The sequence below is a fragment of the Colwellia sp. NW0002-52-1 genome, assembly GCF_057550865.1.
The window spans coordinates 204,754-227,206 of record NZ_BAAJLU010000001.1 but is presented as its reverse complement, the minus strand read 5'-3'; the positions used below and the strand labels follow the sequence as shown (position 1 = coordinate 227,206).

15 protein-coding genes and 1 tRNA gene are annotated in these 22,453 nt (G+C 37.9%); 7 read left to right on the top strand and 9 right to left on the bottom strand.

Annotation, left to right across the window (positions count from 1 at the left end):
* The first annotated feature begins 4 nt into the window (after positions 1–4).
* The 3 genes from AC27H3_RS00920 to AC27H3_RS00910 all read left to right on the top strand — a co-directional run bounded on the left by AC27H3_RS00920 (position 5) and on the right by AC27H3_RS00910 (position 3,122).
* Complete coding sequence (locus tag AC27H3_RS00920; RefSeq protein ID WP_487102966.1) at positions 5–1,300, top strand: inorganic phosphate transporter; 1,296 nt, start codon at positions 5–7, stop codon at positions 1,298–1,300.
* A 343-nt stretch (positions 1,301–1,643) separates the two neighbouring features.
* A tRNA-Phe gene (locus AC27H3_RS00915) sits at positions 1,644–1,719 on the top strand.
* Between the two features lie 689 nt (positions 1,720–2,408).
* Positions 2,409–3,122 (top strand): PEP-CTERM sorting domain-containing protein, encoded by a 714-nt coding sequence (locus AC27H3_RS00910; RefSeq protein ID WP_487102965.1) that lies wholly within the window; start codon positions 2,409–2,411, stop codon positions 3,120–3,122.
* A gap of 197 nt (positions 3,123–3,319) precedes the next feature.
* Here the strand turns inward: AC27H3_RS00910 and trhO are convergent, their stop codons facing one another.
* A complete protein-coding gene (trhO, locus tag AC27H3_RS00905; RefSeq protein WP_487102964.1) occupies positions 3,320–4,294 on the bottom strand; it encodes an oxygen-dependent tRNA uridine(34) hydroxylase TrhO in 975 nt (324 codons plus the stop codon).
* Positions 4,295–4,637: 343 nt separating this feature from the next.
* Between trhO and fahA the strand changes: the two genes are divergently transcribed.
* Positions 4,638–5,960: a fumarylacetoacetase gene (fahA, locus tag AC27H3_RS00900; protein ID WP_487102963.1), complete on the top strand. Its 1,323-nt coding sequence runs from the start codon at positions 4,638–4,640 to the stop codon at positions 5,958–5,960.
* Between the two features lie 599 nt (positions 5,961–6,559).
* Entirely contained in the window at positions 6,560–9,127 is a 2,568-nt protein-coding gene (locus tag AC27H3_RS00895; RefSeq protein ID WP_487102962.1) for a TonB-dependent receptor plug domain-containing protein, read from the top strand.
* 432 nt (positions 9,128–9,559) lie between these two features.
* Here the strand turns inward: AC27H3_RS00895 and AC27H3_RS00890 are convergent, their stop codons facing one another.
* Positions 9,560–10,825, bottom strand: coding sequence for a multifunctional CCA addition/repair protein (locus AC27H3_RS00890; protein ID WP_487102961.1), 1,266 nt, complete (start codon positions 10,823–10,825; stop codon positions 9,560–9,562).
* 146 nt (positions 10,826–10,971) lie between these two features.
* Between AC27H3_RS00890 and AC27H3_RS00885 the strand changes: the two genes are divergently transcribed.
* Positions 10,972–12,624 carry an AAA family ATPase gene (locus AC27H3_RS00885; RefSeq protein ID WP_487102960.1) on the top strand — a complete coding sequence of 551 codons (1,653 nt, stop codon included), beginning with the start codon at positions 10,972–10,974 and terminating at the stop codon, positions 12,622–12,624.
* A 136-nt stretch (positions 12,625–12,760) separates the two neighbouring features.
* Here the strand turns inward: AC27H3_RS00885 and leuD are convergent, their stop codons facing one another.
* From leuD to leuA, 4 genes are all read right to left on the bottom strand, one after another.
* Positions 12,761–13,357 carry a 3-isopropylmalate dehydratase small subunit gene (gene leuD, locus AC27H3_RS00880; RefSeq protein ID WP_487102959.1) on the bottom strand — a complete coding sequence of 199 codons (597 nt, stop codon included), beginning with the start codon at positions 13,355–13,357 and terminating at the stop codon, positions 12,761–12,763.
* A gap of 1 nt (position 13,358) precedes the next feature.
* Complete coding sequence (leuC, locus tag AC27H3_RS00875) at positions 13,359–14,777, bottom strand: 3-isopropylmalate dehydratase large subunit (RefSeq protein ID WP_487102958.1); 1,419 nt, start codon at positions 14,775–14,777, stop codon at positions 13,359–13,361.
* Position 14,778: 1 nt separating this feature from the next.
* Positions 14,779–15,891, bottom strand: coding sequence for a 3-isopropylmalate dehydrogenase (leuB, locus tag AC27H3_RS00870; protein WP_487102957.1), 1,113 nt, complete (start codon positions 15,889–15,891; stop codon positions 14,779–14,781).
* Between the two features lie 97 nt (positions 15,892–15,988).
* The gene (leuA, locus tag AC27H3_RS00865) at positions 15,989–17,584 is read right to left on the bottom strand and encodes a 2-isopropylmalate synthase (RefSeq protein WP_487102956.1); all 1,596 of its coding nucleotides are present in this window, start codon (positions 17,582–17,584) and stop codon (positions 15,989–15,991) included.
* 466 nt (positions 17,585–18,050) lie between these two features.
* Here leuA and AC27H3_RS00860 point away from each other — a divergent pair, with 466 nt between their 5' ends.
* Positions 18,051–19,085 carry a UDP-N-acetylglucosamine 2-epimerase gene (locus tag AC27H3_RS00860; RefSeq protein WP_487102955.1) on the top strand — a complete coding sequence of 345 codons (1,035 nt, stop codon included), beginning with the start codon at positions 18,051–18,053 and terminating at the stop codon, positions 19,083–19,085.
* Positions 19,086–19,283: 198 nt separating this feature from the next.
* On the opposite strand, the gene AC27H3_RS00855 is transcribed toward AC27H3_RS00860, so the two are convergent.
* Genes AC27H3_RS00855 through AC27H3_RS00845 form a run of 3 tightly spaced genes read right to left on the bottom strand, consistent with a single transcriptional unit; the run spans position 19,284 to position 22,395 of the window.
* Positions 19,284–20,735 carry a capsule assembly Wzi family protein gene (locus tag AC27H3_RS00855; protein ID WP_487102954.1) on the bottom strand — a complete coding sequence of 484 codons (1,452 nt, stop codon included), beginning with the start codon at positions 20,733–20,735 and terminating at the stop codon, positions 19,284–19,286.
* Positions 20,732–21,787, bottom strand: coding sequence for a CDP-glycerol glycerophosphotransferase family protein (locus AC27H3_RS00850; RefSeq protein ID WP_487102953.1), 1,056 nt, complete (start codon positions 21,785–21,787; stop codon positions 20,732–20,734). Before AC27H3_RS00850 ends, AC27H3_RS00855 begins: the two co-directional genes overlap by 4 nt.
* 8 nt (positions 21,788–21,795) lie before the next feature.
* The gene (locus tag AC27H3_RS00845; protein WP_487102952.1) at positions 21,796–22,395 is read right to left on the bottom strand and encodes a TIGR04211 family SH3 domain-containing protein; all 600 of its coding nucleotides are present in this window, start codon (positions 22,393–22,395) and stop codon (positions 21,796–21,798) included.
* Positions 22,396–22,453 lie beyond the last annotated feature (58 nt).

Here is a 22,453-nt window from a genome sequence, read left to right as displayed (position 1 = left end):
ACTCATGGAAATTTTATTATCACATGGCTCTACGTTAGTCATGATCGCCGCTGTCGTAGGTTTTTTTATGGCATGGGGCATAGGCGCTAATGATGTTGCTAATGCAATGGGAACATCAGTTGGCTCAAAAGCATTAACCATTAAACAAGCAATAATCATCGCGATGATTTTTGAATTTGCTGGTGCATACTTAGCAGGTGGCGAAGTTACATCAACAATACGTAAAGGTATTATTGACCCCGCACTCTTTGTAGACATTCCTGAACTGCTTGTTTTTGGTATGATTTCAGCCTTGTTAGCGGCAGCAACATGGTTATTAGTGGCTTCTATCTTAGGTTGGCCTGTTTCAACAACTCACTCTATTGTTGGTGCAATTATTGGTTTCGCCGCTATCGGCATAAGCCCAGATACAGTGGCATGGGGTAAAGTAGGTGGCATTGTTGGTAGTTGGGTTATTACACCATTAATTTCAGGTGTTATTGCTTTTATCATTTTTAACAGTGCTCAAAAGTTAATATTTGATACTGACAAACCTTTAGAGCAAGCTAAACGTTACGTACCTTTCTACATGTTTTTAGCGGGTTTTGTATTGTCGCTAGTAACCATCAAAAAAGGTTTAAAGCATATAGGTTTAGACAATATTAACGTAGGTTTCTACAACTTTGAAGTAGCCGGTGCTGGTGGATATTACCTCGCCATTATTGTTGCTATTATAGTTGCCCTTGTTGGTAAGTATTTTGTTACACGCGTTAAGTTTGACGATAATGCCGATAAAACAACTCATTACGCTAACGTAGAAAAAGTTTTTGCTGTATTAATGGTTGTTACCGCTTGTTGTATGGCATTTGCGCATGGCTCAAATGACGTTGCTAATGCTATTGGGCCGTTAGCTGCTGTTGTAAGTATTGTTGATAACGGTGGTGAAATTGCGAAAAAAGCTAGCCTTGTATGGTGGATATTGCCACTAGGTGGTTTTGGTATTGTTGCTGGTTTAGCATTGTTTGGACACCGCGTTATTGCCACGATTGGTAAAGGCATTACACACTTAACACCAAGTCGTGGTTTTGCCGCTGAATTAGCTGCTGCATGTACTGTTGTAATTGCTTCAGGTGCTGGTCTGCCTATCTCTACAACACAAACGTTAGTTGGTGCTGTGTTAGGTGTGGGGATGGCACGTGGTATTGCTGCAATTAACTTAGGCGTAGTGCGTAACATTGTTATTTCTTGGGTAATCACTTTACCTATAGGCGCTGGTCTTTCCATTGTTTTCTTCTGGATAATGAAAGCAATATTTAGTTAATAAAGCCTTTAGCTCTCATCCTGAAATAGGGTGACGGTTTAATTAAGCCAGCAATCATGCTGGCTTTTTTATGCAAGCTATTTAAGGTTAATTCTTAGCAAGGTTGTTAGATGTTAAAAGTAGCAAGATAGTACTTATAAATATAGCGATAAGATTATTTTTAATATCTATAAACGTGCTGAGCAATATGCTTTTTGTTGGTTTTTTCAACGTACTCAGTACATTATTAGCACGAGTTAAGTTTAGCGAATAAAATGGCTTGCGAGTGAGCTAAAATCTCGATACTATGTCGCCTCTTTCGAAATTAACTTTTAACATATTTGTTTGTTTCAGCGAAGAGTGTGCCTTGATAGCTCAGTCGGTAGAGCAGAGGATTGAAAATCCTCGTGTCCCTGGTTCGATTCCGGGTCAAGGCACCATATTCACTTTTAGTTATTCCTACAGAAAAAACCTCGAAACTTATTAACAATATAATTTAGCAGTATCAATAGTATTCCTAGTGCAGTGCTTCCAAAAAATATTATTAACGTTGAAAAATCATTAGTTTACCCATTCAAACCTGATCAAAAAAGCTACAGGAATAAAATATCAACTTCAATTTTATTTCTTTTTTATATTCAATAGAGCGATAAGCAAAGTCACTGACCTGTGAACACTGTCGAGGCGCTAAATATCACCATCTTGAAAACAAAGCTTCGACATTAACTAATGTTTTATATAAATATTATTTGGTCTCTATTACTATATAAAAGAAAGTCATAAAGTATATGTCTAGAGGTAGGCTTTAATTCATTATTAGAAGGATAACTATCTCATGGTGCCGAGGTTTTTTACCTTAACTTTAGGTTAATCTTAGTAGTTAAACCGACCCGATTGACCTAACTTTGAACTCGAAAAAGTAAAAAATTGATTGTATTTTCGTGCAGTAGCGATACTAGATATCTTTTATTGTCAGATTTTTTTACAACTTTAGTTAAAGTTAAATGATGCAAATATCTACACTATTGAAATTATATGTTTTTATTAACTTGGTATGATTTATGTATTGATTTCAATGATAGATTTTTATTTTCAATTCTCTAATGACTAAGGTTGATAAGGAATAGCAATGAATATTAAAACTTTTAAAATTGCATCTGCGAGCATAATTTTATCTATATGTAGTTTTGCCAATGCAGGTTTAATAGATCTAAATACTTGGACAGCGACATCTGGCGGAAATTGGACAGTAGATGGTAGCGGGACCAGTGTTTTACAAACAATCAATGGCAACCCTACTTTTTTCCTCAGCGATATAAACTATATAAATACTCAATTTGATGGTACTTTTGGGGTGGAAACAACTGGCGATGATGACTTCATAGGGTTTGCCTTTGGTTATAACAATAGTAATGACTTTTTACTGTTTGATTGGAAGCAAGGTAACCAATCAAATGCTCTCGCGGGTTTTACACTATCTCAAATTAGTGGTTCAGATGTAGACTTTTGGGGGCATACTGGTTCGGATATAACAGTACTAGGAACTGACTATGCTTCTACTAAAGGTTGGGCAGATAATACGGTATATAACTTTAGTTTAGACTTCACATCCAATAACATCAAAATAGGCATTGATGGTACAAATATATTTGATGTAGCAGGGAGCTTTAACTCAGGTAAGTTTGGTTTTTACAACTATTCTCAATCACAAGTTCGTTATACAGGGTTTACCGAAGAAATAATACTTCCACCAGATGCTACTGTACCTGAGCCTTCGACACTTGCCATTTTCGCATTAGGTATTATGGGTTTAGTATCACGAAAATTTAAGCAAGCCCTTTAAACATAATTTAAACATCGTACTTTAAAACATCAATTATAATGATTGATGTTTTTTTATATTCTAATGTTTTTAAGTGAAATGTTTTTAAGTGAAATGTTTATAACTTGTATATTTTAATGGGCTTTGAAATAAAAATACCCACTTAATTAAGCAGGTATTATATTTGATTACTACGCGATACTAACCTTGATGAATCGTTATTTTTTCTGAGCTTGCTTATTCGCGCTCTTTGTCGCTCTTCGTTCAGCAATGACTTGCTTTATGTCACCGCCAATATGTTCTTCACCACGTGCTTTAGCAAGGTTAATTTGTTTTTCACGTTCTTGAAAACTACTTTTTTGTTCATCAGTGTACTTGTCAAAACAACGCGGACAACTTACCCCTTGAATATAATGTTCGCTGGTTTTATCTTCTTCGGTAATAGGATAACGACAAGCAAAACATTGGTCGTATTTGCCACGCTCTAAATTATGATTTACAGCTACTCTAGCGTCAAAAACAAAGCATTCACCTTGCCACATGGTTTCTTGCTCAGGTACTTCTTCGAGGTATTTTAAAACGCCACCTTCCAAGTGGTAAACTTCGTCAAACCCTTGTTCTTTCAGGTAAGCTGTAGATTTTTCGCAGCGAATGCCACCAGTACAAAACATCGCCACTTTTTTGTGCTTGTTTTTATCTAGGTTTTTTTCAACATAATCTGGAAATTCTCTAAATGTTTCGGTGTTTGGATTAACCGCATTTTCAAAAGTACCAATTTCTACTTCATAATCATTACGGGTATCTATTAATAAAACTTCAGGATCAGAGATTAGTGCATTCCAATCTTTAGGTTTTACATAGGTACCTACAGTTAGGGTTGGGTCAATACCTTCAACACCCATGGTGACAATTTCTTTCTTCAACTTAACTTTTGTACGTTGAAAAGGGTTTTCTTGATGAAATGAAGATTTAGTTGATACGCCAGATAAACGTGTATCGCTGTTTATAAAGGCTAATACTGTATCTATACCTGCTTGTGTTCCGGCTATAGTGCCATTGATGCCTTCTAGCGCTAGAAGTAATGTGCCTTTTACGGCGTTATCTTCCATTATTTTTTGTAATTGCGGTTTAATTACTTCGAAGTTCTCTAAACGTACAAATTTATATAATGCACAGACAGTAATATTATTCATTTTTTATTGACCCATTGAGCGAGCCTGATAGTAAGTCAGGAGCTATAGATTGAAAGATATTCCACCATAGAATATGGCGGTGTTTGTTTATCATCTGTTGATAAAACGCCGGCATTCTAACAAATGTTGCTCAGAGCTAAAAGTATTTAAACTGAAGTTTATTTATATTAAGCAAATAATGGTTGTAAACTTGGCCCTGCAACATATTGTTGACACTTGTTTTTCAGGTAAATTTTATTGGCATAGCCTTTATTCGATCGCTTGTTATAATATTGCCCATTGCATATTCAATCACGTGTAATGCAAACACGTATTTTATCTATTTTCTGGAGTTGTTTAGCCCATGTCTAACACCAATTTACTGAATGAAACGCATAACCCAGCTTTAAGCAGTTGGGTAAAGTCTGCTAATGTTGAAAATTGTGACTTTCCCATTCAAAACCTACCTTTTGCGAGTTTTAAACGAAAAAATAGTGAAGAAGCGCTGCGTGCTGGTGTTGCTATTGGTGATCAGGTTGTAGATTTAAAAGCGTTATACGAGCTTAATATCTTTGAAGGCGATGCTCAATTAGCGCTAGAAAAATGTTGTTTAGCACAGTTAAATGATTTTATGTCGATGGGGAAACGCTTTTGGAGTGCTTTACGTCAAGCTTTATCACTTTCGTTAACACAAGGGTCTGCGCATGAAGCCAAATTAGCTTCTTGTTTAGTAGCGCAAACTGATGTTGAATATGCTTTACCTTGTCAAATTGGTGATTACACCGATTTTTATACTTCAATTCATCATGCAACTTCTGTGGGTAAAAAATTTCGTCCAGACAACCCATTACTGCCAAATTATAAATGGGTTCCTATCGGCTATCATGGCCGTTCGTCTTCAATTGAAGTATCGGGTAGTGATTTTAAACGTCCTAAAGGACAAACAAAAGCACCGACAGCGACCGAGCCTTCATTTGGTCCATGTAAACGTTTAGATTATGAAATGGAAGTGGGTATATTTATTGGTAATGGTAATGACTTAGGTGCGCCAATTAGTATCGAAAATGCTGAGGACCATGTCTTTGGTATGTGTTTATTCAATGATTGGTCTGCTCGTGATATTCAAGGTTGGGAATACCAACCTTTAGGACCATTTTTATCAAAAAGTTTTGCCTCGACTGTTTCTCCGTGGATTGTTACTTCTGAAGCATTGGCACCTTTTCGTGCTGCTTGGACAAGAGATGAAGCGGATCCACAACCTATGCCTTATCTAGAGTCTCAGCAAAATAGAGATCTTGGTTCTTTAGATTTAAACTTACAGGTGTTGATTGAAACTCAAGCTATGCGTAAGGCAGGCGAAAAACCCGTACAGTTGTCGCAGTCAAATTTTAAAGACTCGTATTGGACAGTGGCTCAAATGGTCGCTCATCATACGGTTAACGGTTGTAATCTTCGTTCAGGCGATATGTTTGGTAGCGGAACCCAATCGGGCCCGAATCCTGAAGAAGCGGGTTCAATGCTTGAATTGTCAAATGCAGGCTCAGAGCCTATTACCTTACCAAATGGCGAAACACGTACCTTTTTAGAAGATGGCGATGCAATAATTATGAAAGGTTGGTGTAAAAAATCAGGCTCAGCTCGTATTGGCTTTGGTGAAGTTAGTGCGACTATTTTAGCCGCCGATTAAAAGGTTTTTGCTGATTGGCAACTAAGGTTAATCCACTAAAAGCTCCACAATGTTGGAGTTTTTTTATGCACATAATATAATTTTTATACAGTTTTCTAATATGACTTTCGTACAGTATCAAAACAATATTAACAAGATATTAACTTTGTACACCTATACTTTACTGCACTTGACGTTAAGGTAAGTCACTATTCACAAAAAAGTTCAACTTTTTTTACATTTTTTTTATTTTATTTTTGATGATTAAATATACAGTTAAAGATAGGTTTAATACGAATATTTTCGCACTTTGTTTGTTTGAATACTTTTCTCCAACTAAGGCTAAATGCAGGTTACAGTTTGATTACATATACTATTCATCTTTTGCATAACTATAGTTTACATTTACATTTCAATTCTATTAATCCACTCCTTGTTAAAAATCCTTTAAAAACACTACTTGTAAAGCACTTATAACTATTTTATAAATAATCATGCCATTTAGATTGTTGCACTAGTATTTATAAAATAGTTGTACAGCAATTAATTTAATGGAAAAAATATAACTATAAAAATAGTAACTAGAAAAAACATATTCATATATTTAGGAAGGAAATAACATGTCTACAACATTTCGTACCGGTACATTAGCTTTAGCTGTTGGCTTAGCATTAGGAACTGCTCCTAGCTTTGCCGCAGGTTTTGCAGAAGAAGCCGCTAAAAAAGAAAGCGTAGAGCGTATCGCCGTTATCGGTTCACGTTCTGCTCCTCGTTCAGTTGCAGAGTCTCCAGTACCAATTGATATTATTGGTGGTGATGAGTTAGGTAAAAATGCGTCAAGTGACATGCTAGATATGTTAGTTGGTGCTATACCGTCGTTGAATGCACGTGCGCAACCTATTAGTGATGCTGCATCTTTAATTCGTCCAGTAAACTTACGTGGTTTACCTTCAGATTCAACCTTAGTACTTTTAAATGGTAAACGTCGTCACCGTGCATCAGTAATTGCTTTCCAAGGTGGTGGCATTAATGATGGTGCTCAAGGTCCTGATATTTCAGTAATCCCAAGCGTTGCAATCAAGCAAGTCGAAGTATTGCGTGACGGTGCTGCAGCGCAGTACGGTTCTGATGCTATTGCTGGTGTAATGAACTTTGTATTGAAAAATGATTCAGATGGCGGTTCAATGTCTGTTAAGCATGGCTCATATTATGAAGGTGATGGTGATCAAACTATTATCGACGGTAATATTGGTTTACCTTTTACTAAAGATGGCTTTGTTAATTTAAGCTTTCAATTAAAAGATGCTGATGCAACTAGCCGAAGTGTTCAACGTCCGGATGCACAAGGTATTGCTGATGCCGGCAATACAGCAATTCAAGATCCTGCACAAATTTGGGGTAACCCTGAAGTTAAAGATGACATTACTTTATTCGGTAATGTTGGCTTAGACTTAGGTGATGATAAAGAATTTTACATGTTCGGTAACTACTCTGAGCGTGATGTAACAGGTGGTTTTTACTACCGTAACCCACATAACCGTGGCAATGTTTACTCTATTGATGGCGGCGAAACATTACTAGTTGGTGATATCGCACAATCACAAGGTGCAGCCCGAACTTGTGCTGTAGTTCCTGCAAATGTAGGTAACGTGCTTAATACTCCTGAATATCAAGCAATGGTTGCAGATCCTAACTGTTTCTCAATGAACCAAATATTCCCAGGTGGTTACACGCCTCAATTTGGTGGCAACATTACTGATACATCATTAACGGTTGGTACTAAGGGTGACATTAACAGTGGCATGCTTGAAGGTTGGTATTTTGATTTAAGCGGTTCAGTAGGTCGTAACGAATCTAAATTTAACTTGAAAAACACCTTAAACCCGTCACTCGGTTTAGAAACACCGGTCGATTTTGAAACGGGTAGCTATATCCAAATGGAAAAAACCTTTAACTTTGATTTAGTTAAAGGGTTTGATATGGGCCTAGAAGAACTAGTCAATGTTGCTACTGGTGTTGAGTGGCGTGAAGAGAGCTTTGAAATTGTTTCAGGCGAGAAAGCGTCATGGGAAGCCGGTGCATATGCTGACCAAGGCTTTAACATAGGTTCACATGGTTTTAAAGGGTTTGGTCCTGAAACTCAAGGTCGTAACGATCGCCGCAATATTGCTGCATATGTTGATGTTGAAGCACAGTTAACTGAAGATCTTTTACTTGGCGCAGCAGTACGTTATGAAGACTTCACAACGTTCGGTAATACAACTAACTACAAGTTAACTGCACAATATACGCTTAACGATGAGTTTTCATTCCGTGCCTCTCACAGCACTGGTTTTAGAGCACCAACAGTTGGACAAGCAAATGTTGTAAATACGCAAACATCACTAGTGATGGGTGAGTTAATTCAAACATTCCTTGCACCACCAACTAACCCACTTTCTGCATTCTATGGTGGTAAAGAGTTAACACCTGAAGAATCACGCAGTTTTGCTGGTGGTATGGTTTATCAAAATGGTGATTTCTTCTTCACACTTGATTACTACAACATCGAAGTAACCGATCGTTTAGCTCAGTCTAGCCAAATTGACGTTGAATCTGATGACTATGCTGAACTTGAAGCGCTTGGTGTAGCTAACCCAGAGTTAATTTCTGCGGTAACATACTTTGCGAACGACTTTGATACAACTACTCAAGGTGTTGATATAGTTGCAAACTACTCAATGGAGTTGTTAGACGGTGATACCATGTTATCATTAGCTTATAACTGGAATGAAACAACTGTTGATAAGTTTAACCCTAATACAACAGATGAAGGTAAGGTACATCGTTTAGAAGAAGGTATGCCTGACCACCGTGCAACTTTTACTATTTCTCAAACTTGGGATAGTGTAACGAGCTTTGTACGTGTGAATTACTTTGGTGAGTACTTTGCAACGCATGCTGATGATACATGTGCAATTGGCTGTTGGAATGAAATTGCTGATTCAGCAATTACTGTTGATGCAGAAGTAAGTTACTTCTTAAATGACAGCATTACATTATCTGCTGGTGCAAATAACCTTTTCGACCAAGAAGCGCAAAAGTTACCTGAAGAATCTTACGGTGTACTTGGTGCTCAATATTACGAAAGTGGCCCGTTTGATTACAACGGCGGTTTCTACTACGTAAAAGCAACTTATAACTTTTAATCTAAAGTAAGTTAAAGCTAAAAAACCATATCAATTGATATGGTTTTTTTATGCCTAACATTTTATTAAATTAAGCAACGAGCCTATCGAGTGTTAGATTTAAGGTGAATTATACCAAATGTAATAAGTTATTGACCAACTCTAAGCGAGGATAAATTGCTCAATAATACATGTTTATTGTTCCAGACTAAACATAAGTACCTGCACCCTTGCAGGCACATGTTTATTGTTCCAGACTAAACATAAGTACCTGCATCCCTGCAGGCAAGGCGTTTGATTGATTAGGGCATGGATGCCCGTAAGTAGAACAATGCAGGAGCAATTGTCGAGTAATAGCGGGCGTGTGTGATTGAAAACAACGCAGTTATTGACGATTTAAACCGCCTTAAAATGATCGATTATTTATTTCAATTGGTATTGCTAGAAGGTTTATTAGGTAATACTATTCTGCTGTATATAGTTAGCTTTAAAGTGTGTTAAAACCTTAAGTCTCTGCTGCGATATAGCTTCTTTTATTTGTAGTCCTTTCAAACCTTGCTCAACAAATGGTTTAGCTGTGATAAGCGTTAACTTTTCAAATGCTTGGTAAAGATAGTCTTTTTGTAAATAATCACGGGTTTCAAACCCTAATCTGCCAGTAAAGTCGGCTTGGCAACACAATAAAAAGTCTTCAAACTCTGTTGGTTTTCGCCAAACGTCGAGTTGATCAAATAGCTTTAACGTAGTGCTTGGCTTTAATTCAAACGCTTTATGCACATGCAAATGGAACTGACAAACTTTTAAGGCTAAGTTTTTATGTGCTGTTGGCACTCTTAAACGAGTACAGAATGCCTCAATTAGTGGCAGCCCAGCAGTTTCATGACCCGGATGTGACGGTAATGTTTCATCTTCAGTTAATGACTTGCCTAAATCATGACAAACACTAGCGAATCTTACGGTGGTTTTTGTTGATAATAATACTGCTTGTTTCAATACCATCATGGTGTGTAAACCTGAGCAAATTTCAGGGTGCCATTTAGCAGGGTTGGGTATGCCCCATAAGTTATGTAAATCAGGCCAGAGCGATTTTAATGCGTGGCATTGATATAGCACTTGAAAAAATATTTCAGGATTATTATCAGCTAAGCTTCGTTCCATTTCTTGCCATATCCGCTCGCCTGATAGGCTCATTAACTCACTGCTTTCACTCAGTTGTGTCATCAAAGAAAGTGTTTCAGGTGCGACTGTAAAGCCATATTGATGATAGCGCGCCGCAAATCGCGCAACCCTTAAAACGCGCAAAGGATCTTCAATAAATGCGGATGAAACATGGCGCAGTACACGGTTTTTAAGGTCAACTTGGCCATGATAAGGATCAACTATTTTACCATCTGTAGCCATTGCCATAGCGTTAATGGTTAAGTCTCTGCGCATTAAATCTTCTTCAAGGGTAACATCAGCAGAGGCATTACAGTGAAAGCCAGTATAGCCTTGGCCTGCTTTTTTCTCTGTACGCGCTAACGCATATTCTTGTTTACTTTTGGGGTGAAGAAATACCGGGAAATCTTTTCCCACTTGGATAAAGCCAAGTTTAAGCATTTCGTCAACACTTGAGCCGACAACGACATAGTCGTTATCAACAACGGCTCGATTAAGCAGCGAGTCACGCACTGCGCCTCCGACTAAAAACGTATTAAGTTGTTGGGTTATATCTGCCATTTAAGCGCTTTAAGCCTCTGAAAATAAATAAGTAAATAATAAAGGGTTATTATACCAATAAACTCTAACACAAATGCAGCTGATTTTTGACATATGGCTGCGTTCAGGTTAATTTCACAGGGTCGATTCACTAGTTAAGATTTTCTATGTATACAAGCTATTTTGGTTTAGAAGAAAAGCCATTTTCAATTGCACCAAACCCTGATTATTTGTTTATGAGTGATCGTCACCGTGAAGCACTTAATCATTTAACTTATGGTTTGGGTGACACCGGTGGTTTCGTGCTGCTTACCGGAGAAGTAGGGACTGGAAAAACTACCATTAGCCGTCGTTTAATGGAGAACTTGCCAGAGAATACCCAAGCGGCTTTTATTCTTAATCCAACACTTTCTAGTCAAGAGTTACTGGCCACTTTATGTGATGAACTAAAAATTCGCTATCGAAAAACAGGCGCTACGTTAAAAACACTGACCGATAAAATCCAGCAAAAATTACTGAAAAACCACAGTGAAAATATTAATACACTCTTAATCATCGATGAAGCTCAGCATTTACAGCCTGAAGTGCTTGAACAGTTAAGATTATTAACCAATTTAGAAACTAATACCAAAAAGCTTTTACAAGTTATTTTGATTGGGCAGCCAGAACTACAACAGTTATTACAGCGCCGAGATTTACGCCAATTAGCGCAACGAATTACCGCGAGATACCATTTATTACCGCTAAACAAGCAAGAAGTGGCTCAATACCTTAAACATCGTTTATCGGTAGCTAAGTGCTTTCGAGAAATTTTCGACAAAAGTGCTGTTAATGCTATTCATAAAACCTGTAAAGGAATACCGCGCTTAATGAATCTGTTAGCAGAGCGCTCTTTAATGAACGCTTATAACAGTAACAATGCCGTGGTTAATCGTAAAATGGTGTTACAAGCCGCATACGATGCCTTAGGTGATGAATTTGAAGTTATACCTTGGTGGAAGAATCGCTTTGTTAAAGTTGGTGGTTTAGTTTCAGCATTAGGCCTTGTGCTGGTCATTGGCGTTTGGTGGGGAGCATACCAACTGCAAGGTTTTAAGTCTGCGCCGCACTTAACCGCTACTGAAAATGAAGACAACAGTAAGCTAGCCCAAGCTGTAGCACAGGAAAAAACCACTTTTCCTGTTGATAATAATGCGAATGCATTAGTACAAAATACGGCTGCTGATACACAAGCCCTGATTAATGAAAAAATAGTATCTGATAACGAAACTGTCATTTCTAATAACAATACAAAGAATACTGAGTTGGTCGATACAGCAGAGCAACAGTTATTAGCCACTAATAAAAAGCTACTTGCGGCGGAAAAAAAATTAGCTAGCCTACAAATTGCTCAACAACAAAGCACGCAACAACAAAGTGCAGATGATTTTACCCAACCCGCAAAAAAAGTAACACCAAGTAATTTTGTGGTAGAAGCGGAAGAAGGGGTGTCAGACGCATTATTGGCAAGTTTTCAATCGGCTATTGAAGAAACCAAGCAAGATGAACAAACTATTGAAAAACCGACTGTAGAAAATGGTGATCTTATGCCACTGACACAAATGCCTGTTTGGGTGCAAGATGGTGTGCCGTCGATAGCTTTTGAAATGCATATTTATGCCAGTGATGGCCAAGGTTGGGTAAGAGTTAATGGCCGAGATCGTTATGAAGGTGATTATATTGGCCGAGAATTACTGTTAAATGAAATACTGCCACAGAAAGTGGTACTGAGCTTTCGAGGTGAAAAATTTACCATGGACGCACTAACGTCTTGGAATTAATTCAGTTTAGCTAATTTCGTTGAATGGATGTATGGTAGGTTTAGTTGATCTTCTGATAATTAATGAGCCTTAAGCATTTAATTTAAATATAACATTTAAGCCATCAGTTTTATGACTGATGGCTTAAATTGTTAACTTACTGCCAAGCTGGCATTTTTGCTTCGTAACTTTCTATTTTTGAAATTTTATTTAACGTCCAACCGACACTATCAACACCGTTTTCTAAACAGTACTTATGAAAAGGCGTCATAGTAAAGCTAAATTCCTTATCGGCAGACTTAACCTTGCTAGTGGCTAAATCAATAGTTAAATGTTGTAAGCTATCTTTTGATTGTTTAAATAACTCTGATATTTCTGTCGCTGTTAACGTAATGGGCAATACACCAATATTAATACAGTTAGCGTAAAAAATATCAGCAAAACTCGGTGCTATAATGACTTTAAATCCATACTCTTGTAATGCCCAAGGCGCATGTTCACGACTTGAACCACAACCAAAGTTTTCACCTGTTAGCAAAATACTGGCGTCTTTATACTCAGGCTTATTCAGAATAAATTCTGGATTATTTACTTTGCCGTCATTATCTAAATAACGCCAATCATTAAATAAGTGCTGGCCAAAACCAGTACGAGTCGTTTTTTGTAAAAATTGTTTCGGGATAATTTGGTCAGTATCAACATTCGCTGCATCTAATGGCACAACTAAACCATAATGTTGGGTAAAATTTTCCATGTTATGCTCCTTTAGCTGGTGAGTTAATCGTTGTTAAGTCGACAAAGTGTCCTGCGATTGCAGATGCTGCCGCTAGCTCTGGGCTAACTAAATGTGTACGACTGCCACGGCCTTGTCGGCCTTCAAAGTTACGATTACTGGTTGAAGCACAACGGTCACCTTCAGTTAATACGTCATCGTTCATGCCTAAACACATTGAGCAACCGGGTAAGCGCCATTCAAAACCGGCATCAATAAAGGTTTGTGCTAAACCTTCTTCTTCGGCTTGGGCTTTAACGCGGTAAGAGCCTGGTACTACAATAGCATCAACAGTTGGTGAGACCTTTTTACCTTTAGCAATAGCTGCTGCAGCGCGTAAATCTTCAATTCTAGAGTTTGTACAAGAGCCAATAAATACCTTATTGATAGCAATGTCGGTAATTTTTGTTCCGGCCGTTAAGCCCATGTACTTTAATGCGGCAACACATGAGTCGCGCTCAACAGGATCCGAAAAGTCTTCTGGTGAAGGCACAACATTATCAACTTGAGTAACTTGACCAGGTGTGGTGCCCCAAGTCACTTGAGTTTTAATGTCTTTTGCTTCAAGTGTTAAGTAGCTGTCAAACGTGGCATCAGTATCTGATTTTAATTGTTTCCAATCAGCTACGGCTTGTTCCCAAAGCTCACCTTTTGGTGAATAATCACGACCTTTTAAATATGCAAATGTGGTCTCATCTGGCGCGATTAAACCCGCTTTAGCGCCAAATTCAATACTCATATTACACACTGTCATGCGCTCTTCCATGGTTAAGCGTTCAATCGCTTCGCCACAGTATTCAACCACGTAACCGGTTGCACCTGCGCTGCCAGTTTTACCGATAATCGCTAATATAATATCTTTAGCACTAATACCAGCAGCTACTTGGCCTTTTACTTCAATGCGCATGGTTTTAGCTTTAGTTTGTCGTAAAGTTTGTGTAGCGAATACGTGTTCAACTTCAGAAGTACCAATACCAAATGCTAAGGCGCCGAAAGCACCATGAGTGGCGGTATGTGAGTCGCCACAAACAATAACTGTGCCCGGTAAAGTTAAGCCTAGCTCTGGCCCCATAACATGCACAACGCCTTGGTTTTTATGGCCCATGCCGAATAATTCAACACCAAACTCTTTACAGTTTTTTTCTAATGTTCTTAATTGATTTGCTGCGCCTTCACCGGCGGCATTAATTTCAATTGAGCGAGTAGAAATATTATGATCCATCGTCGCAATAGTACGTTCAGGATGGCGTAAAACACGATTATGAAACTTTAAATTGGCAAAAGCTTGTGGTGATGTCACTTCATGAATTAGGTGACGGTCAACAAATATTAATGGCGTTTCGTCGGCTTTTTCTTCAATGATATGATTTTGCCATAATTTTTCGTATAAAGTGCTGGCCATGCTATTTTGCTCCTGAAGTAGGTTGGTTGTCACGAATATATTGGCAGATAATATCGCCCATTTCGTTGGTCGATTTAGCGTTGTGGCGCTCTTCTGGACTTAACAAGTCGCCAGTAAAGTTACCTGCATTTAGTGTTGCTGCTACAGCGTTTTCGATCGCCGTTGCTGCTTCAGCTTGATTTAAGCTATGACGTAACATTAATGCCGCTGAAAGAATTTGTGCGATGGGGTTTGCAATACCTTTACCAGCAATATCTGGCGCTGTTCCGCCGGCAGGTTCATACATACCAAAACCTTGTTCATTTAGACTTGCTGAAGGTAAAAGCCCCATAGAACCGGTGATCATGGCGCAGATGTCAGATAAAATATCGCCAAACAAGTTCGAACATAGCATTACGTCAAACTGCGCAGGGTCGCGCACTAATTGCATAGCCGCGTTATCAACATACATATGCTCCACAGCTACATTTGGATAGTCTTTTGCTACGTTATTAACCACTTCTCGCCATAATTGAGATGAGGCTAATACGTTGGCTTTATCGATAGATATAACCTTGTTACGGCGCTTTTCAGCTGCTTGAAAGGCAAGGTGCGCGATACGGCTAATTTCTTTACGAGAGTAAATCATGGTGTCGAAGGCTGCTTCATCTTCTTGCCCTTGATTTTTACGTCCTTTAGGCTCACCAAAATAAATACCGCCGGTAAGTTCACGTATCACTAAAATGTCAAAACCTGCTTGTGAAATATCAGCACGCAATGGAGAAAGATGAGACATAGCACTTTGTAATTTTGCTGGTCGCATATTACAAAATAGCCCGAAGTGGCCACGTAAACCTAATAATGACGCTCTTTCTGGTTGCTCTGTTGGGGGTAAGTTACTCCACTTAGGGCCACCGACCGAGCCAAATAAAATAGCATCAGCTTGTTCACAACCTTTAACGGTACTCGCAGGTAACGCTTCACCGTGATTGTCGATAGCGCAACCACCTACATCGTAGTGTGAGGTAGATAATTCAAAATCATATTGTTTGGCAACCGTTTGTAATACTTTTTCTGCTTGTGCCATAACCTCTGGCCCGATACCGTCACCGGCTAATATTGCAATCTTCGACATAGTATTATTTTAAACCTATAAATTTTATTTAATAAATGAATCTGACTTACAGCTAGCCTTAGTCAAGCGAGCTGTAATTTGTTAATTACTCGCTTATCTATATTTGGCTCTGGCCATCTATAGCAGCTTCTTTGTTGAAATCGGTTTTCATTTCTGTTTTTAATTCAGCAATTGTAATAGCACGATGAATACCATTAAGGGCATTAACTAAAGCGTGACCAGATGCTTTAATTACGTCAGTGTCTAAGCCGTAGCCATGGAAGTTCCGACCTTGCCACGATACCACTATATCAGCTTTACCTAGGCCGTCTTCGCCTTCGCCTTTGTTAGAAATTTTGTAATCGCTTACTTCAAATTCAATATCAATGGCTTTTTTAATCGCACGATAAAGTGCATCGACAGGGCCATTGCCGGTTGCTGAAACAATTTTACTTTCTTCACCTAACGCTAGTTTGATGCTTGAAGTAGAAAACTCACTACCACCACTTTGTACATTAACGGTTTGTAAGTGATAAAAGTCTTGTTGGTCTTGTTGCTTAATATTAAAAAGTAAGGCTTCTAAGTCATCATCGAATACTTGGCCTTTTTTATCCGCTAATGCTAAAAAATCAGCATAAAGCGTTTCAATTTCATAGTCTGACTCTTGGTAACCTAAACTCTCCATTCGGTGCTTAATAACATGGCGGCCACTACGCGAAGTTAAATTCAATTTTGTTTTACTAATACCGACACTTTCTGGTGTCATAATCTCGTATGTATTACTGGCTTTTAACATACCATCCTGATGAATACCTGAAGAATGGCTAAAAGCATTGCCGCCCACAATAGCTTTATTCAATTGCACCGGCATATTACAAAGTTGACTCACTAATTTTGAGGTGCGGGCAATTTCTTGGTGATTAATGCCAGTATGAACACCTAATAACTCTTGGCGAGTTTTCATGATCATGGCAACTTCTTCTAACGAACAATTGCCTGCACGCTCGCCAATACCATTAATAGTACATTCGATTTGTCTTGCACCTGCTTGTACCGCTGACATTGAATTGGCAACTGCCAAGCCTAAATCATTATGACAATGCACCGAAATAATTGCTTGGTCGATATTAGGTACGCGATTAAATAAAGTTTCTATAATGCCGCCAAATTCATTGGGTAAAGTGTAACCTACGGTATCTGGAATATTTACAGTTGTTGCGCCGGCGATAATCGCTTGTTCAACCATACGGCATAAGTTGTCGATGGGTGTTCTGCCTGCATCTTCACATGAAAACTCAACGTCATCGGTAAAACGTCGAGCATATTTAATTGCGTTAACGGCCATGGCTTGTACGTCATCAAAACTCTTTTTTAACTTTTGTTGAACGTGTACGTCAGAGGTAGAGATAAAAGTATGAATGCGAAATTGTTCAGCAGGCTTTAAGGCATCAGCACAAGCTTTTATATCAGCTTCAACAGCGCGGGCTAAGGCACAAACACGTGAGTTTTTTACCGTTCTCGCTATTTCTTGCACGGATTGAAAATCACCCGGAGAAGAAACTGGAAAACCCACTTCCATGATGTCGACACCAAGGCGTTCAATTGCGTGCGCTATTTGCAGCTTTTCATGTACCGATAAACTTGCATTTAGTGCCTGTTCGCCATCACGTAATGTTGTATCAAAAATTATTACTTTATCGTTTGAAGTGCCCATGTTTATCCCTGATTTAAAAGTGTTTACGCTAAATAACGAGCATAAAAAAACCCGCGTTGAATAGCGCGGGTTTAGTGTTTTATTATGTTACCTATTTATATTTCAACCAATAAAACCTAGCCGCGCATGAATAATACGAGGAGGAGGTTAATAAAAATGTTGTTGGTGAAGTTTTTCATTGCTATGTTTCTAGTTGCTTAGAAGATAAATAGTTAGTGAGATATTAATAACGCATTTATCATTAATCTGTCAATGGATAGATTAAAACAATTTAGTAAGATTTTAAGTTTTTTGTTATATCAAAACAGTAAGAAGATATAGGGTGAGTGAAGAAATCTTCCTTAATTTATTATTTTTACGTGATATTATACAAATTCGAACAAAACTTTTAATTAACTTATTGATGAGATAATTTAAAGTGAACAGATAAAGAATCAACTATACCTACCCTAAAGATGCTAGCCATATGAATCCTAAAAAATATTTATTTTATGTAAGCCAGAATTATAGTTTTGCTATTTTAAGGCCATTACAAGCCGAAATATTAAGACGTGGAGATGTTGTACATTGGTTTTTACATGGTAGTGATATTAATGCTGATTATATCAAAGATGGCGAGCTAGTCTTAAGTAATATTCACGATGTAATTGCTTATAAACCTGACGCTGTATTTGTGCCAGGCAATGTGGTTCCTTCGTTTATCTCTGGCCTTAAGGTGGCTGTTTTTCATGGTTTCAATGTAGAGAAGCGAAGTGGTTCGCGCGGACATTTTAATATTCGGGGGTGTTTCGATTTATATTGTACGCAAGGACCAAACACCACTGAAACTTTTAAAGATTTAGCTGAAAAGCATCAGTTTTTTAATGTTGTAGAAACAGGCTGGCCAGCAATTGATAATCTTTATGGTGGTGAGCATGGTGAACATAAGCGACCAACCGTGCTCCTGTGTTCAACTTTTAGTCCAAGTTTAAGTTGCGCTGAACACATATTTAATAAAGTCAAAAGTTTGAGTGAATCTGGACGTTGGCAGTGGTTAGTACAATTTCACCCCAAAATGGACGCTAAGGTTGTAGAAAAATATAAATCAATTCAAAGTGAACACTTAACGTTTATTGAAACTGATAATGTGATCCCTTTATTGCAAAGAGCAGATGTTATGGTTAGCGATACCTCGTCGATAATCACTATGTTTTTATTATTAGAGAAGCCTGTAGTTACTTTTAAAAACGCCAACCCTAAAGCACATAACTTGGATATTAATGATGTTGAGCTTTTAGAAACCAGCATCGAGACAGCATTAAAACGCCCTAAAGCGTTAATGGAAAATATCACTGAATTTGTGAACCAAACTCACCCTTATAAAGACGGAAAATCTGCTGAGCGTGTTATCAACGCGGCAGAACAAATGTTAGCAGGTGATAGCCTGCCAAAGAAATCGAAACCATTTAATCTTGTTCGAAACTTTAAGATGAGAAAAAACCTTAATTATTGGAAGCTTTAGTTGGATAGCTATTTGTACTTTTAATGCTGACGATGAAGCGAATTTTTGGGTTTAAATGGCGTAGACTTAGCGTAATAAGTGTTCGTTTGTATATCTTGTAAGGTGTTTAGCCGTTATATAATGAATGTTGTCTTTATCTGGCTGAACCATATCATGGGTCAGCCAGTATTCATTAAGCCTTTTGCTTAATAATTATTGTTATAACTTATATTCCCAGCCTAATGAAAACTCCATATCATTATCTGTTTCAGCGTTTATTTTACTATTTCTAGCTGTGGTGGCTAATGTCCAACGACTGTCAGCAAAAATAAATACGTACTCTACATTTAGCTCTAGAATTTCTTCATAAGGGTTTGTAGTGTTTTGACTGCTTTGCTCATTTTGTTTGTTTTGTTCAATAAAGTGCAGACTGGCATTAATGCTTGAATGTTCTTCGGTTTGCATGGTAACGCCAAAAGTTAAGGATGTTGCATTGTTACCGTAGGTGCTGCCAATAATCCTATCTCTATACCTATAACCCGATCTGTATTGGCTATGCTCATAAATACACTGACAAGTAGCGTGATAGGTGTCAGACGCTTCAACATAAAGGCTAACTAAGGTTTCAAAGATATATAAATCGGTATCAACTCCAAGTAAGTGGCTTCTTTTTGATGGTGCTATAGTGCTGATGCCATAATCTTCAAAGCCCATTTCATAATACAAACCGAAAGGTTGGTTGAAAATCGCACTTGTCCATCTAAAGTCAATTGAGCCTAAGTCATTTACATCGCCTTCGTCGCGAACTTTATTGTCAGATTCACTCGGTTGTAGCAACCCCAAAAAAGCAGAAAAACCACTGTCTCTGCCATCGCCAGCCCACATGGTTGAACGAGAAAAACCTAATTCTAGTGAAGGTAAAGGCCTAACACTTAACCGGTTACTCCAGAGTAATGCATTAGGTACTGCACGACCATTATCTTCGAGTTGCCCCATGAAAGAGTTAAAAGACCATGGTCCAATCCAGCTTAACCAAGGCGTTTCAAAAGCAAGCGCTTGTTGGCGGTTAATACTTATGCCAGGAATTGGGCGCGCATTGTTTGACATTAATAAGGCGGTATCCCAACCAGGGCCCCACCACATAGGAACAGCGCCAAGCGTTATGTTCCAATTTGCAATACGGTAGGCAAGAAATGAGTTATCTAATCTAAAAGATTTTCCATCTTGTGGAACGAGTGTTCTAGTAACGGATAATTGACCAGCAAAGCTATCTGACATAAATGATTTTGTAACACTCATTTCACCTTTTTCTTTATTTGAGCTAGAAAAACGTTGAAATTTAGGTGTGTCGGTAGCTAATGTTAATTTTAGATCGGTTGCTGAGACTGCTTGTTTAGCTTGTCTGTAATGAAACATAACGCGATAGTAGCTTTGCTTTAACTCGGTTGAAAGCGTGTTTGTATCTACTGATGTTATGTCTTTGCCAATATCTTGCCATGCTAGTGGCCAATGATTAATGGGGGATTTAATAATGTTATTGTCAGCAAGTTGCTGAATATCTACTCGAAGGTAAATGTTGTTTGGATCAACCCAAGGTGTTGCATTAACAGATGATTGCGTTATCCATAACACTAATAAAAGCGTAACTACTTGTATTTTATTCTTTATCATTTTTTATCTAAACTCGGGAATATTGTTTTTAGGTGGTTTGCTGCTCTTAACCCAGCTTTTCCATCTAGTGTGTCAAACATGATTTTGTTAGCTTTAGCACGCTGAACTTTTTTCATGTCGGGATTGGATAGAATGAATTCTATTTGTTTATCTAATTCATCAAATGAGTTGATTTGTGTAGTGAACTCACTGATTAACTGTTTAACTTCTTTATCTGTTCTTTTACCATCAGCAACTTTAAAGGTAATGATCGGTTTATTAAGTGCGCAACATTCAGCTAATATTGAACTAGTATCGCCAATGCAAATATCTGCAACTTTAATGAAAGGGACAACATCAACCGTTTTAATTAAATAAACCCCTTTAGTCGTCGCTATTTTATGTTTAATTTCAGCACTAGTCCACGGATGAACTGTGACTAATATATTGTATTTCTTGGTTAAGCTAGCTAATTGATCAAACCAAATGTTAACGGCTGAAATACCAGAGTTATTCCAAGTCGCGGTGAATAATAAAGTTGGGCGTGAAGTATCAATTGCTGCTTCGGCGTGTATTTCACTCACTTGGTCTGAGGTGATACTACCATCAAAGAATGGGTCTAACTTAGGAAAACCAATGGCAATTCCACAGTTTATCCCTTTTGCTTTCGCGCGCTCAACTTCTCGATTACTCGTCATGTAAAAGTAATCTAAGAGGTTGTAACCTTTGGTATTAGCGAAAGGTTTAAATGTATATGCGCCATGACGCATACCTACTTTAAGCATACGATTTGCTGGAAACTTATACCCTGCTTGACGGCACATAATTATGCCTTTAGGGAAGGCAGGGTATAACACTGACTCTACACCAATTTGTGCTAACTCTTGTTGAGCTTTTTTATCTTTCGCTATAACTTTTACATCATGTTCAATATGCTTTTGAACGGGTGAAAAAATTTGATAATCAAGCGCGTTAGCACAATACAACATAACATCTTTATTTAAACCTAAAATGTTTCTTACTTCCCAAACAATGGTGTATGGAATTTTTAGCAAGTAATATGATAAAACCATGGTTAAAATTAACCCCAGTTTTGCATACTAGATTTACGTTTTGAAAATAGACGAGGTAAGATTAAACCAAATAATAAACCAATACTTAACACGATTGCACCATTGAAAAACCATTGCTTTTTAATGTCAGTATCTTGGCTTTTTAATTGCGATTTAGTTTGTGTTAAATCCATATTGAGTGCTGAAATACTATTTTGTAAATCAATACGTTCAGACTTCAATGCATCAACCTCAAGCGTTGCGTCACTGAGCTGTTGTGCTATATCGTTTTTACTTGATTGAATGCTCGCTAGTTTTTCATTTAAATCAGCGATTACATAGCGCATACCTGGTTTGGTTGAAACATGTTTGGTTTCTATCCAGCCAGTACGGTCTTTATCGGTAATAATTTCACTATAATCATTGTTTGAATTTCCGGTAAGCTCTACTTTTTCGCCAGAATTAACCGTGCCTTGTATGCGGTAATTTTTGCCAGCACCGGTGTGCATGTAAACAATTAAATCTTCAGAAATATAGCCAGCTTTGTTGGCTGACTCAGCCGCTTCAGCGAAAGAAAATAAGGGAGTTAATATAAGTAGAGTAATGAAAGTTTTTTTTATGTTCATCATGAAATAACCAATAGCGCCATTTTAAACAGAGAATGCAAAAGATAGTAGGGCTTTGCAC

Coding starts and splice junctions, on each gene's coding strand:
- AC27H3_RS00855 (WP_487102954.1), bottom strand. CDS start 20,735: ATGATAAAGAATAAAATACAAGTAGTTACGCTTTTATTAGTGTTATGG.
- AC27H3_RS00895 (WP_487102962.1), top strand. CDS start 6,560: ATGTCTACAACATTTCGTACCGGTACATTAGCTTTAGCTGTTGGCTTA.
- AC27H3_RS00860 (WP_487102955.1), top strand. CDS start 18,051: ATGAATCCTAAAAAATATTTATTTTATGTAAGCCAGAATTATAGTTTT.
- leuD (WP_487102959.1), bottom strand. CDS start 13,357: ATGGAAAATTTTACCCAACATTATGGTTTAGTTGTGCCATTAGATGCA.
- AC27H3_RS00890 (WP_487102961.1), bottom strand. CDS start 10,825: ATGGCAGATATAACCCAACAACTTAATACGTTTTTAGTCGGAGGCGCA.
- AC27H3_RS00920 (WP_487102966.1), top strand. CDS start 5: ATGGAAATTTTATTATCACATGGCTCTACGTTAGTCATGATCGCCGCT.
- AC27H3_RS00885 (WP_487102960.1), top strand. CDS start 10,972: ATGTATACAAGCTATTTTGGTTTAGAAGAAAAGCCATTTTCAATTGCA.
- AC27H3_RS00845 (WP_487102952.1), bottom strand. CDS start 22,395: ATGATGAACATAAAAAAAACTTTCATTACTCTACTTATATTAACTCCC.
- fahA (WP_487102963.1), top strand. CDS start 4,638: ATGTCTAACACCAATTTACTGAATGAAACGCATAACCCAGCTTTAAGC.
- leuC (WP_487102958.1), bottom strand. CDS start 14,777: ATGGCCAGCACTTTATACGAAAAATTATGGCAAAATCATATCATTGAA.
- AC27H3_RS00910 (WP_487102965.1), top strand. CDS start 2,409: ATGAATATTAAAACTTTTAAAATTGCATCTGCGAGCATAATTTTATCT.
- trhO (WP_487102964.1), bottom strand. CDS start 4,294: ATGAATAATATTACTGTCTGTGCATTATATAAATTTGTACGTTTAGAG.
- AC27H3_RS00850 (WP_487102953.1), bottom strand. CDS start 21,787: ATGGTTTTATCATATTACTTGCTAAAAATTCCATACACCATTGTTTGG.
- leuA (WP_487102956.1), bottom strand. CDS start 17,584: ATGGGCACTTCAAACGATAAAGTAATAATTTTTGATACAACATTACGT.
- leuB (WP_487102957.1), bottom strand. CDS start 15,891: ATGTCGAAGATTGCAATATTAGCCGGTGACGGTATCGGGCCAGAGGTT.